General features: G+C 56.2%; 12 protein-coding genes. 2 read left to right on the top strand and 10 right to left on the bottom strand.

Annotated elements, in window-relative coordinates:
- Nucleotides 1–7: 7 nt before the first annotated feature.
- From rsxD to ydgT, 6 genes are all read right to left on the bottom strand, one after another.
- A complete protein-coding gene (gene rsxD / locus VGM55_RS25740; RefSeq protein WP_154186045.1) occupies nucleotides 8–1,060 on the bottom strand; it encodes an electron transport complex subunit RsxD in 1,053 nt (350 codons plus the stop codon).
- Nucleotides 1,061–3,109 carry an electron transport complex subunit RsxC gene (rsxC, locus tag VGM55_RS25735; protein ID WP_331637146.1) on the bottom strand — a complete coding sequence of 683 codons (2,049 nt, stop codon included), beginning with the start codon at nucleotides 3,107–3,109 and terminating at the stop codon, nucleotides 1,061–1,063.
- Complete coding sequence (rsxB, locus tag VGM55_RS25730) at nucleotides 3,102–3,680, bottom strand: electron transport complex subunit RsxB (RefSeq protein ID WP_154186041.1); 579 nt, start codon at nucleotides 3,678–3,680, stop codon at nucleotides 3,102–3,104. Before rsxB ends, rsxC begins: the two co-directional genes overlap by 8 nt.
- Nucleotides 3,680–4,261 (bottom strand): electron transport complex subunit RsxA, encoded by a 582-nt coding sequence (gene rsxA, locus VGM55_RS25725; RefSeq protein WP_008456422.1) that lies wholly within the window; start codon nucleotides 4,259–4,261, stop codon nucleotides 3,680–3,682. Before rsxA ends, rsxB begins: the two co-directional genes overlap by 1 nt.
- A gap of 77 nt (nucleotides 4,262–4,338) precedes the next feature.
- Nucleotides 4,339–4,779 (bottom strand): DUF2569 family protein, encoded by a 441-nt coding sequence (locus VGM55_RS25720; protein ID WP_154186039.1) that lies wholly within the window; start codon nucleotides 4,777–4,779, stop codon nucleotides 4,339–4,341.
- 80 nt (nucleotides 4,780–4,859) lie between these two features.
- Entirely contained in the window at nucleotides 4,860–5,093 is a 234-nt protein-coding gene (ydgT, locus tag VGM55_RS25715; RefSeq protein ID WP_154186037.1) for a transcription modulator YdgT, read from the bottom strand.
- Between the two features lie 329 nt (nucleotides 5,094–5,422).
- On the opposite strand from ydgT, the gene VGM55_RS25710 reads away from it, so the two are divergent.
- Nucleotides 5,423–6,463 (top strand): oxidoreductase, encoded by a 1,041-nt coding sequence (locus tag VGM55_RS25710; RefSeq protein ID WP_331637145.1) that lies wholly within the window; start codon nucleotides 5,423–5,425, stop codon nucleotides 6,461–6,463.
- Between the two features lie 37 nt (nucleotides 6,464–6,500).
- Here the strand turns inward: VGM55_RS25710 and VGM55_RS25705 are convergent, their stop codons facing one another.
- Nucleotides 6,501–8,216: a ShlB/FhaC/HecB family hemolysin secretion/activation protein gene (locus VGM55_RS25705; RefSeq protein ID WP_331637144.1), complete on the bottom strand. Its 1,716-nt coding sequence runs from the start codon at nucleotides 8,214–8,216 to the stop codon at nucleotides 6,501–6,503.
- A gap of 89 nt (nucleotides 8,217–8,305) precedes the next feature.
- Nucleotides 8,306–9,550 (bottom strand): collagen-like triple helix repeat-containing protein, encoded by a 1,245-nt coding sequence (locus VGM55_RS25700; RefSeq protein WP_331637143.1) that lies wholly within the window; start codon nucleotides 9,548–9,550, stop codon nucleotides 8,306–8,308.
- Between the two features lie 442 nt (nucleotides 9,551–9,992).
- Here VGM55_RS25700 and VGM55_RS25695 point away from each other — a divergent pair, with 442 nt between their 5' ends.
- A complete protein-coding gene (locus VGM55_RS25695; RefSeq protein ID WP_331637142.1) occupies nucleotides 9,993–10,991 on the top strand; it encodes a bile acid:sodium symporter family protein in 999 nt (332 codons plus the stop codon).
- A 19-nt stretch (nucleotides 10,992–11,010) separates the two neighbouring features.
- Here VGM55_RS25695 and add read toward each other — a convergent pair whose 3' ends face one another.
- Both add and VGM55_RS25685 read right to left on the bottom strand, forming a co-directional pair.
- The gene (gene add, locus VGM55_RS25690; RefSeq protein ID WP_331637141.1) at nucleotides 11,011–12,012 is read right to left on the bottom strand and encodes an adenosine deaminase; all 1,002 of its coding nucleotides are present in this window, start codon (nucleotides 12,010–12,012) and stop codon (nucleotides 11,011–11,013) included.
- Between the two features lie 119 nt (nucleotides 12,013–12,131).
- Nucleotides 12,132–12,593 (bottom strand): GNAT family N-acetyltransferase, encoded by a 462-nt coding sequence (locus VGM55_RS25685; protein WP_154186009.1) that lies wholly within the window; start codon nucleotides 12,591–12,593, stop codon nucleotides 12,132–12,134.
- Nucleotides 12,594–12,660 lie beyond the last annotated feature (67 nt).

Genomic DNA, 12,660 nt, shown 5'->3' with positions numbered 1-12,660 from the left:
CGTCTCCTTAGCGATGGCCGTACGCGCGAGGGCGTGTGTAGTAATCGATCAGCGGTACGGTAATATTGCCCAGCAGTACGGCAAAAGCTACGCCGTCAGGGTAACCACCGTAGGTGCGAATCAGCCAAACCAGCAGGCCAACCAGTGCACCGAAAATCAGGCGGCCACGGTTTGTTGTCGATGCGGTCACCGGGTCGGTCAGGATAAAGAATGCGCCCAGCATAGTCGCGCCAGAGAACAGGTGCACCAGCGGAGATACGCATTTTTCCGGGGAGATAATCCAGCCGAGCGTTGAACATATCACCAGAGCGGCCAGGAAACCTGCCGGAATATGCCAGCGGATGGTGCCACGCCAGAGAAGGAACAGGCCGCCCGCCAGATAAGCCAGGTTAACCCACTGCCAGCCAAGACCGGCCAGAACGCCGCCAAATATGGGCGCATTCAGCAACTGCTCAGCGGAGTGGCCCGCATGCAAACCGGTTTTAAAGGTATCCAGCGGCGTCGCCTGGCTGATGCCGTCTACGCCCATGCGTAGCGTATCCATAGTGCTGCCCGCGGTGGTTGCGCCGTGGAAAATTATCTGCAGGCTGTCTACAAAACCAGGCACGGTGGCGGCGATGGACTGCGGCGGAAGCCAGGATGTCATCTGTACCGGGAAAGCAATAAGCAGGACTACATAACCAATCATTGCCGGGTTAAACGGATTGTTGCCGAGGCCGCCGTAGAGTTGTTTGGCAATGATTATCGCAAACACCATACCGAGTACCACCATCCACCACGGCGCGAGCGGAGGAATACTGATGCCGAGCAACAGGCCGGTCAGCAGCGCAGAGTTATCCCCCAGATAGGTTTGCACCGGTCTTTTACGCAGGCGTAATACCAGCGCCTCTGCGGCCATCGCGCTGACGATCCCCAGCACAATCTGAGCGAGGGTTCCCCAGCCAAACCAGTACCACTGCATCGCAATGCCGGGCAGGGCCGCGAGAGAAACCAGCATCATAATCCGCGCGGTGCTGCGCTGGTTATGGGTGAACGGGGAGCTTGCGATTTTAAAAACCATTTATTCCTCTGGAGACATCTGAGCGGCTTTACGTGCCTGAACGCGGGCAATTGCCGCAGCCACTGCAGCTTTGCGTGGGTCTTGTTCTTCTTGTGGTGCCGGTTGTTCGGTTTCTGCCTTTTGCGCTGCTTTACGAGCTTTAGCGCGAGCGATAGCGGCTTCGACAGCGGCTTTACGCGGATCAACGGCTACAGGCTCGGCGCTTTCAGCATTCTGCGCTGCTTTACGAGCTTTAGCACGGGCAATGGCCGCTTCGACCGCGGCTTTACGCGGGTCGATAGCTTCCTGCTCTGCTGCTACAGGTTCAGCGCTTTCTGCGTTTTGGGCAGCCTTGCGAGCTTTAGCGCGGGCAATAGCCGCTTCAACGGCCGCTTTACGCGGATCCACCTCTGTGCTGACCACGGATTCTGCCTGTTGTGCTTTTTCCGCCTGGCGGGCTCGAGCTTCGGCCTTGCGGGCTTCACGGGCTGCGATCGCTTCACTGTTGTCCGGCACGCTGCCGGCTTTTACGATGATAGGTTCTTCGCAGGCCTGGGCGTTTTTGCTCTTCACGCGGGCAAGCGCGGCCTGAATCGCATTATTGTCCTTCGCCGTCGGCTGAACCGCCGCATTTTTGTGGCGCTCAAGGCGGGCGGCTTTCTCACGCTCAAGCCTTTCCTGACGAGCCTCAAAGCGGGCTTTAGCCTCAATGGTACGCTTAGCTTCCAGCTCAATTTCGCGGATTTCAGCCTTCTCCTGACGGAAGTACTGCACCAGAGGAATATTGCTTGGGCAAACGTAAGCGCAGGCCCCGCATTCGATACAGTCAGCCAGGTTGTGCGCGGCGGCTTTGTCGTGCTGCTGGCCTTTGCTGTACCAGTAAAGCTGCTGCGGCAGCAGGTCCGCCGGGCAGGAATCGGCACAGGCGCTGCAGCGAATGCAGCCTTGCTCTTCTTCCTGCTCGCCCATCTCACTCGGGGATGGCGCAAGCAGGCAGTTGGTGATTTTAACGACCGGCACGTCCAGCCACGGCAGGGTGAAGCCCATCAGCGGGCCGCCCATAATGACTTTCTGCTCCTGGCTCGGGCGGAAACCGGCAAAATTAAGCAGGTGGCTGACCGGCGTACCCAGACGTGCCCAGACGTTTCCCGGCTGGGTAATCGATTCGCCGGTTAAGGTGACTACGCGCTCGGTCAGCGGTTCACCGTCGATTACCGCGCGCTTGATGGCATACGCGGTGCCGACGTTTTGCATCAATATGCCGATGTCGGACGAGCGGCCACCGTGAGGAACCTGCTTACCGGTCAGAATTTGCGTGAGCTGTTTGGCGCCGCCGGACGGGTATTTCGTCGGGATCACCCGCAGCTGCATATCGTGGCTGTCTGCCAGCACCGCACGCATCATTGAGATGGCCTGAGGCTTGTTGTCCTCGATGCCGATAAGAATGCGCTGCGGCTTAAGAATATGGGTCAGGATGCGAACGCCTTCGACGATTTGGGCGGCGCAATCCTGCATCAGGCGATCGTCGGCGGTGATGTACGGCTCGCACTCTGCGGCGTTAATAATGAGCGTGTCAATTTTGTCGCCGCCGCCCTGCAGTTTACTGCCGGTAGGGAAGCCTGCGCCGCCCAGCCCGGCCACGCCGAACTGGTGAATACGAGCGATAAGCGCTTCGCGGGTCTGGCAGCGGTAATCACTCCAGCCGTCGCGCTCAATCCAGCGGTCTTCGCCGTCGGCATCCAGCACAACGCTGAGTTCCGCAAGGGCGGAAGGGTGCGCGGTGGAGTGGGGGGCTATCTCTTTAACGGTGCCGGAAGTCGGAGCATGCACCGGCAGCATTCTTCCGCGCCCGCGGGTCAGCGGCTGGCCGCGCAGCACATAATCGCCGGGCTTCACGCACAGCTCGCCTTCTGCACCAATGTGCTGTTTAAGCGGGATAACCAGCCGGGATGGCAGTGGAACCTGGCGCAGCGGCGTACCGTTAGACTGGGTTTTCATCTCGGGAGGATGGATGCCGCCGTCAAAGTCCCAAATTCTGTCTTTTTTAAAGCGATTAAAGATATTAAGCATGATTGTCCGCCGGGATCATACGCACCGGGATGGTCTGCAAATCCCATTTCCAGCTTTCGGTCGTGGGGCTGACGGGAATCAGTTCGATGCAGCGGGTCGGGCAAGGATCGACACAAAGGTTACAGCCTGTGCACTGGTCGCTAATCACGGTATGCATGGCACGGGTCGCGCCGACGATGGCGTCAACGGGGCAGGCCTGAATGCATTTTGTGCAGCCGATGCAGTTCGCTTCGTCAATCACGGCCAGCATTCGCACCGGCTCTGCGGCGGTGGCGTCGCCGTCAATCGGTTGAGGCTCAACGTTCAGGGCAGAGGCAATTTTCAGCATCACGGCTTCGCCGCCGGGCGCGCACAGGTTGATTTTTGCACCCTGATTACCTACGGCTTCCGCATAAGGGCGGCAGCCAGGATAGCCGCACTGGCCGCACTGGCTTTGCGGCAGCAGCTCGTCGATGCGATCGACAATGGGATCTTCTTCAACCTGGAAGCGGCGCGAGGCATAGCCAAGGATCAGACCAAACAGCAGCCCCATCAGCGTGACCGAAATAATTGCCATCCACAACGTTGTCATCAGAACTTCACCAGCCCGCTAAAGCCCATAAAAGCGAGGGCCATCAGGCCTGCGGTGACCAGCGCGATAGCGTTACCGCGAAACGGCGCGGGGATATCGGCCACGACCATACGCTCGCGAATAGCGGCAAACAGCACCATCACCAGCGAGAAGCCCAGCGCGGCGGAAAAGCCATACACCGCAGACTGCAGGAAGTTATGGCCGAGGTTAATATTCAGCAGCGCCACGCCGAGCACGGCGCAGTTGGTGGTAATCAGCGGCAGGAAGATACCCAGCAGGCGATAAAGCGCCGGGCTGGTCTTGCGTACCACCATCTCGGTGAACTGAACGACGACCGCGATAACCAGAATAAAGGCCAGCGTGCGCAGGTAAATCAAGTCCAGCGGCACGAGGATCAGTTCGTCAATTATCCAGGCAAAAATCGAGGCGAGCGTCATCACGAAGGTGGTAGCAAGCCCCATGCCGATGGCGCTTTCTAGCTTTTTGGAAACCCCCATAAACGGACACAGGCCAAGGAACTTCACCAACACGAAGTTATTGACCAGAACGGTACCAACGAAGAGCAGCAAGTAATCTGACATGATTCGACCTGAAACAAAAAAAGCCGCCTATTATCGACTAATCGGCGGGCGGCGACAACGGGCTATCTATAGGGTTATTACGGGTTAATGAAGGTCTGCTTCACGCGTTGAGAACGCTTCAGGTAAGGGACCAGTAACGCCGCGGCAAGCAGGGAAGGAAGCAGCAGCTGCACCGCTACCTTGTCACTCACCGGTGAGAATGCAAAAGATTTAATCGCCAGCAGCACGGTGAGCAAGAGCCACAAAATATAATGGCGCACCACATTCTTGCGTCGTTTAAAGAAGGCGATGGTCAACCATAGCGTGTAGCCCCACATAGCCAGCGCACTGCAGACAGAAAGGGTAAACAGCATCGTTGTTTTGGCGTCCGCATTACCCAGAGCCTGACGGGCTTCGGGAGAAAGAATCATCATCAGGAAACTTAACAGTGCCACGGAGCTGCTGAGTAACGACATCAGTAGCCAGGCCAGTGGCGCGAGCAGCCAGCCAGCGATACGCGGGGGTTGGGGCGTCGTCATGTTTCCTCCCGATTTAACAATATGGTGAATAAAGCGGGGGGATTATAAGGGATTTTACCGCTAATGCTACCGGCAGGTGGCTACAGAACGTAACGCCAGACCGTTTTAGGCACGCAGCCCAGGTCGAAAAGGCGCCCGCCGGAGGCCAGTTCAGCCCTGCGGTGGTCAGCTGCCCGGTACATATTAATGATTTCCCGGCTGTCCGTTAATGTGTAGTTGAGGTGATCAAAGAGTTTTTCCAGATTTTCCTGAGAACTGATTTTGCGGAATTTCATCAGGTAATCCAGCGTACTTAAGGGGGAGGCATTTTCCATAGGGTATAAGAATAAATAATTATCGGCTGACGGAAGCAAACGATAATAATCGCAAATCAGGCACCGGCTTAGCGCTATTATTAACCTACGGGATAATTAGGAGTTTTCTTTGCACCGGCCAGGAATCGCGGGACATAAAATCTCCTTACTTTTAATTTATTAGCATCGGCAAGGGGCCAATAGCACTCCACAAAAGTCACAGTAAATGTCAGGTTAATTAGCAATAATGGCTGTCTGATACCCGGTAGGTGCACAATCCAGAAACTTACGGTTGTCGGCCGCCGGGGGATAAGGTGAAATGCCGGTGTCCATTGAAGAGAGGAAGACAAATGAGTGATACCATCCGCGTCGGGCTTATCGGTTACGGTTATGCCAGCAAGACTTTTCACGCGCCGCTGATTTCCGGTACGCCAGGAATGCTCCTCGCAGCAGTATCCAGCAGCGATGCTGAAAAGGTGCACGCTGACTGGCCGGGGATGACGGTAGTGTCAGATCCTCAGCGCTTGTTTAATGACCCTACTATTGACCTCATTGTGGTTCCCACCCCAAATGATACCCATTTCCCGCTCGCCAAAGCGGCGCTCGAGGCCGGGAAACATGTCGTCGTCGATAAGCCCTTTACCGTAACGCTGTCGCAGGCGCGCGAGCTGGATGCGCTGGCTAAAAAGCTCGGCCTGCTGCTCTCTGTATTCCACAACCGCCGCTGGGATAGCGACTTCTTGACGGTGAAAAACCTGCTGGCGGAGGGGAGCCTGGGGGAAGTGGCTTATTTTGAATCCCACTTTGACCGTTACCGCCCGCAGGTGCGTAACCGCTGGCGTGAGCAGGCGGGCGTTGGCAGCGGTATCTGGTTCGATCTTGGGCCGCATCTGCTTGACCAGGCCATTAACCTGTTTGGTCTGCCGGTCAGCCTGACGGTCGACCTCGCTCAGCTTCGCGCAGGCGCGCAGGCGACCGACTATTTCCACGCGGTGCTGGCTTATCCTCAACGCCGTGTGGTGCTGCACGGCACGTTGCTGGCGGCGGCGGAAACCGCACGCTATATCGTTCACGGAACGCGTGGTAGCTATATTAAATACGGTCTGGATCCGCAGGAAGACCGCCTGAAAGCAGGAGAGCGCCTGCCTCAGGAAGACTGGGGCTACGATATGCGTGACGGTGTGCTGACGCAGGCCCAGGGGGAGCTCATGGACGAACAGACAGTGTTGACCGTACCGGGTAACTACCCTGCCTACTATGCGGCGATCCGAAATGCGCTGACCGGCAAAGGGGAAAACCCGGTACCGGCAGCCCAGGCGATTCAGGTAATGGAACTGATTGAACTGGGTATGGAGTCGGCGAAGAAGCGCGCCACGCTAAACCTCTCCTGATGATAACCCTCACCGCAGGCGGTGAGGGTTTCTTTTTTTAGTGCAGATTATTAAAGTTATAGGTGAACGTCAGGCTAAAACGGACGTCGCGTCGACTGCTGTCGCTGGGCAAATCGGCCAGCGGTCTTGCGGCCTCAACGGAAACAGAATAGTGGCGACTGTCGCCCACCATCACCCCGGTTGCGATTGATGCCAGGCGCTGGTGACGGAAGCCTTGCTGGTTGAACCAGGTCTGGGCGGTATCGGCAACAACATAGGGCTGTACCGTGTTGATCCAGACGCTTTTATCCAGATTGTGGAGATAGCGCAGCTCAACCTGCCCCCCGTAGCCGTAGTCGCCGCTTGCTTCACCGTCCGGGTAGCCTCGTCCGTAGCGCTGGGCACCAAAACTCACGCGTTCAGCTTCCGGCAGATTATTGCTCGACCAGTCCCCCTCCAGCGACGTGCTTAACTTCCAGCGTTCGGCCAGCATCCAGGCCGCATCACCATTGGCCTTCCAGCGCGTGAAGTTGAGGTTGGTGTTCGAGCCCGGCGTTACGCTTGCTCCAAACGCATCAATGCCTTTACGTAATGTCAGGCGTGCGCTCCAGTTGGCTTTCTCATATTCCCGGTAGCCCCATGCAGAGAACTCCGCTGCTGGATAGCGCGCCCGCTGGCTAACGGAAGGCAAATCAATGGTGTTGCCGAAGCCGCTGGCACGCAGCGCATAATCGTCACGTTTATCAACATAATCCAGCCCGCCGCTTACCGAGAACTGTTTCTTCCGTTCAAGCAGCAGCGGGTAGCTAAACGCGATGCCGCCGGTGTACTGCGTTGTTTTCTCTTTTGCCTCAATGGCAATGTTCTGCGGCAGGTAGCGCAGCGGCGTATAGTCGCGCGGATCTTCACGATAAAAGCTGCCTTTCAGCTGCATCAGCAGGCCATTGTCGGTGAGGTATTGCTGATAGTTGGCGCCAAAATAGGTTTTTTTAGTGCCGTTATCCAACGGGACTAAGGTCGCCAGACCCAGCTGATCGCCATGGCTGGTAAGGTTACTCAGGGTGCCGTTAACCAGCGCCAGGTTTGAGCCTTTGCGCGTATCTATCGTTGAGGAGAGATCCCAGATATGAGGCTGAGTGGCGTCAACTTTCATGTCGGCCGCACCGTAAATATTATTGGGCAATGCGGCGTTAGCCTCAACTTTGGTGGCCGGTGTACGCTGCATCAGCAGGCTATAGCGATCGAACGTGGCCTGGCTGAGCGGCTTTTCATTCATCATTAACGCCGACAGGCGACTTAAGCGCTCGCTGGTGCTGGCGTTGTCGCTGTTAATATTGCTGTGGGCGATATATCCTTCAACCAGCACGATGCGAACCGTGCCATCATGGAAATTGTCGCTCGGTAAATAGGCATACGAGAGTGGCAGCCCGTCATGCTGATAACGTTGGGTAATGCCATTGGTTAAGGCTACCAGCTGTGCCAGCGGTACGGTTTTGCCCACCAGCGGCATAAACGGCTGAACCAGCGAGTCGAGTTTGTAACGCGTCCCGCCGATAAACTGCAGATGTTTCACCGTAATCGGCGTCTGCGGGGTGAGTTGTGGCACCGGCAGGGCGGTTTTCACCTCGGGCTGCTTTTGTTGAGCAACCGGGAGGGCAAGCGAGCGAGCGGCCTTAGCGGGATTATTAGGGTCGATAAGCGTGGGGGACATATCAGCGTAGCTGATACTCAGAGTTGCTCCGTACAGCAGCAGTATACCCAGACGGTTGTCCATAGTGAGCTCCCTTAACTGCGCAGCGAAGACGTTGCTGTGAAAAAAGTGCTCCCGCCGATACCACGGGAGCACGTGTGCCATGACGAGCACTATTTCGTTTTCAGAAGACCGTTGACCGCGCCGCTAAGCCCGGTTTGCTGGCCTGAACTTTGTGTCCCAGTGCTGGTGGCGCTGGCGCTGACATTCGTTGTTAACGAAGAGGTCAGGCCGCTAACGGTCGTGCCAAGATTGGTGACCAGGCCATTGCTTCCTACGCCGACTGAGCCGGAGGCGCCTGCGGAAACGGAGCCTGAGCTGCCGGTACTGCCGCTGGTTTGCACCGGTTTCACCAGCGCGCCGCTATCCGTGACGGCCTGTCCGGTATTTTGAACCACCTGACCAAGACCGCCGAGGGAAGGGTTACTGCCGCTAATATTGGTGCCAAGCCCGCTGACCGTTCCGCCGGCGGAAGTCAGAAGATTACTTACCGGCGTACCCAGACCACTTGCTCCGCCAACGGCCTGGGTGGCTTTCTGGGTGTCTGCGAGCGTGGTGTTAACTACGCCCGTTGCGCCGGTCGTCAGGTTGGAGACGCCAGGGCTTTGCACCGTTTGAGTAAGTGCATTGCCTGCGCCGGTTACAACTTGCCCCGCCGTATTAACAAGATCGCCTGCTGCACCGGTTAACCCGCCGGCTGGCGTATTAGCCGTTGAGCCAGCAAGGTGAGTCCCGATTGCTGATACAGTCGTACCGAGTCCTGAGACCGCATTGGTTGAACCAGTCAGGGTTGTGCCCAACCCGTTAGGGTTATTGGCATTGCCAAGCCCATTCGCAACACCATTCCCGACGGTGGAAATGGCACTGCCCGTGCCACCAACGGCAACCGCAACCGTTGAGGTCACCGGATTATTGACCGGTAGCTGAGAGGCGACGCCGCCGAGCGTGCTGCCTACGCCGCCCACGGCTCCACCCGCGTCTTTGATGACATTATTCCCGGCGCTGTTAGCAACGGTAGTGCCGCCACCGGTGCCCGTTCCGCCACCGGTGCCCGTTCCGCCACCGGTGCCCGTTCCACCACCGGTGCCCGTTCCGCCACCGGTGCCCGTTCCACCACCGGTGCCCGTTCCACCACCGGTGCCCGTTCCACCACCGGTGCCCGTTCCACCACCGTCACTACCCGTGCCAGAGCCGCCACCGCCGTTATTTGCGGTATCAGTTCCGGTAGTGCCGGCAGATCCGGCCGTTTTCGCCGTATTGTGTGAACTTCCTCCTCCGCCGCTACAGGCGGATAGGGAGAATGCAAGAAGTACCGCCATCGCAATAGCGCTGAGGCGGCCAATGTTATTTGAGCGCATAGCAATACTCCACTATTAGCACGCCGGACGGCGTATTAATAAGTGTATGGCTTATTTTAATAGCCGCCACATCACGAGCTATTTAATATGAATTTAAATTTTCAAATGAGAGTCCTGTCGTCTTTTTATACTGCACCAATGCGCGGATATATGATTATGTTTTTTATAATCATGGCGTTGAAGTTTACCATTAGGTAAAAATATATTTTATTAAAACAACTTGATTTACGCGAGAAAGTCTTCTTTAAATACTTTTTAATTAAGCTTAGCTGTATTCATATTTTAGTTTTAGTTACGCTAAATTGCTTACGCTTCGCTTTGGAATAAATAGAAAGTGCGGTGCCGCTCATTTTTAGATGTTTTACAAAATTGTTAACTCGCCAGCACGGCAAAATTGTTGCAAAGTAAAGCCCGAACATTTTTGGGCAGGTAGAGGGATAGGATGGGTTGGCTTCAAAAACTAAAAATTGATAACTTTTTACTGATCATGATTGGTGTCGTGGTCGTCGCATCGCTGTTCCCTTGCGAAGGGATCGTGAAGACCGGATTTGAGTATCTGACGACTTTTGCGATAGCGCTTCTCTTCTTTATGCATGGGGCAAAGCTTTCCCGCGATGCCATCATGGCGGGAATGGGGCACTGGAAACTCCATTTAGTGGTGTTCCTCAGTACCTTTGCGCTGTTCCCGCTGCTGGGGCTGGCGATGGGCTTTCTCTCTCCGGCTATCCTTAGCCAGCCGCTTTATATGGGCTTCCTGTATCTTTGTGCGCTGCCAGCAACAGTGCAGTCGGCTATTGCTTTTACCTCCGTTGCTGGCGGTAATGTGGCTGCTGCGGTCTGTAGCGCGTCGGCGTCCAGCATCCTGGGGATCTTCCTCTCTCCAGTCCTGGTGGGGGCCCTCATGCAGACGCAGGAAGGCTCTACCGATACGCTGCACGCGATTGGCAAAATCATTATGCAGCTGATGGTGCCGTTTGTTATCGGCCATCTCTCCCGACCGCTGATCGGCAAATGGGTTGATCGCCATAAAAAGCTGATTGGCCTGACCGATCGCTCGTCCATTCTGCTCGTGGTTTACGTGGCGTTCAGCGAAGCGGTAGTCGAGGGAATTTGGCATCAGGTGAACGGTTTCTCGCTGCTGATGGTGCTGGTGTGTTCGCTGGTTCTGCTGACCATTGTGCTGGTGGTGAATACTCTGGCCGCGAGGCTGCTCGGCTTTAATACCGCCGATGAGATAACGATCGTTTTTTGTGGGTCGAAGAAAAGCCTGGCAAACGGCGTGCCGATGGCCAACGTGCTCTTTCCGGCAAGCGCGGTGGGGATGATGGTGCTGCCGCTGATGATTTTCCACCAGATCCAGCTGATGGTCTGTGCGGTACTGGCTCAGCGCTATGCCCGCAAAACGGCGGAAGAAAAACGGCAGCTGGAATCAGCGTCCTGACGCTAACTGCCGGTGTTTGTTACGCGGCCTTAACTTTAGCGATAAGCGCCTGTTTTTCGGCTTCGCTCAGGAAGGCTATCTTCAGGCCATTCTCTTGCGCGGTACGAATATGCGCCGCGCTGAGACCGGCCTGAGGCGCGGCAACGGTGTACTCGTGAATAATATCGATGCCCTGTACCGCTGGATCATCGGTATTTATGGTGGCCAGTACGCCATGATCGAGGAAGGTCATCAGCGGGTGCTTGTCCAGCGCGGCAACGGTGCTGGTCTGGATGTTTGACGTCAGGCAGGATTCGATGCCGATTTTATGCTCGGCCAGGAAGTCCATCAGCGCCGGATCTTCTACCGCTTTCACGCCGTGTCCAATGCGTTCCGCTCCCAACTCACGAATTGCCTGCCAGATGCTTTCTGGCCCGGCGGCTTCGCCCGCGTGGACGGTAATGCGCCAGCCCGCATCACGCGCGCGATTAAAGTGATTCAGGAACAGACTTCCCGGGAAGCCGAGTTCGTCGCCGGCTAAGTCCAGCGCGGTGATGCTGTCGCGGTGGGCGAGTAGGGCGTTCAGCTCGGCTTCACAGGCGGCTTCACCGAAGGTACGGCTCATGATGCCAATCAGGCGCGCTTCAACGCCGAAATCACGGCAACCCTGGCGCACGCCTTCGATAACTGCTTCGACTACGCCCGCCACCGGCAGGTTATGGCTCATCGCCATATAGCCCGGAGAGAAGCGCAGTTCGACATAGTGCAGGCCGTTGCGGGCGGCATCTTCAATGTTTTCCCAGGCTACGCGGCGGCAGGCATCGAGGTCACCCAGCACTTTCACGCCCCAGTCAAGCTTCTGCAGGAAGCTCACCAGATCGGGTGCGGTTTCAACCACCTGAACGTGTGGACGCAGCGTGTCGAGGGTGTTTGCAGGCAAAGATAAATTAAACTGGCGGCCGAGATCGAGGATGGTTTGCGCACGAATATTGCCATCAAGGTGGCGGTGCAAATCGGTTAACGGCAGGGTGGTATCAATCATGGTCGCACTCTTTTTTTGATTAAAGTGCGGCGTATTATAAAAAGAAACCGGGGGCAAATGCTACGGCTGCGATAACTTTGTTGCGCAAACGTCCCTGTCGCGACTCAGCGGATGAAAAATTACTTCAGCGTTAGCTTGTAACCGATGTGGGTTGCTTCAAAACCTAACTGGTCATAAAAGCGGTGCGCATCGGTTCGTGTTTTATCGGTCGTCAACTGCACGAGGTGGCAGCTCCGTTCTTTGCATTGCTCGATAGCCCACGCAAACATTTGTTTGCCAAACCCCGTTCCTCTCTGCGAACGCGCAATACGCACCGCTTCAATCTGGCCGCGCCATGCGCCTTTACGCGCCAGGCCCTGAATAAAAGTTAGCTGTAACGTCCCGATGACCTCACTTCCACAAACGGCCACGGCCAGCAGCTGATTCGGGTCGGAGTCAATGGCATGAAAAGCATCAACATAACGCCGATCAATGGGGGGGCCGGGGTCTTCTCTCAGACGGCCCAGTACGTCGTCGGCTAACAGGGTGATGATGGCGGGAACATCGGCAAGCTGTGCTTTACGAAAGAGTATCCTGGTCATTAATTGGCTTCCGTGATGATATCTATAATGTATATCAATTTCTATGTAATGTGGAATGGAAGCTTAT

Source organism: Cedecea sp. (assembly GCF_036500665.1).
Taxonomy (GTDB): Bacteria; Pseudomonadota; Gammaproteobacteria; order Enterobacterales; family Enterobacteriaceae; genus Cedecea.
The sequence above is the reverse complement of the archived record's forward strand: the minus strand, read 5'-3'. Positions and strand labels throughout refer to the sequence as shown.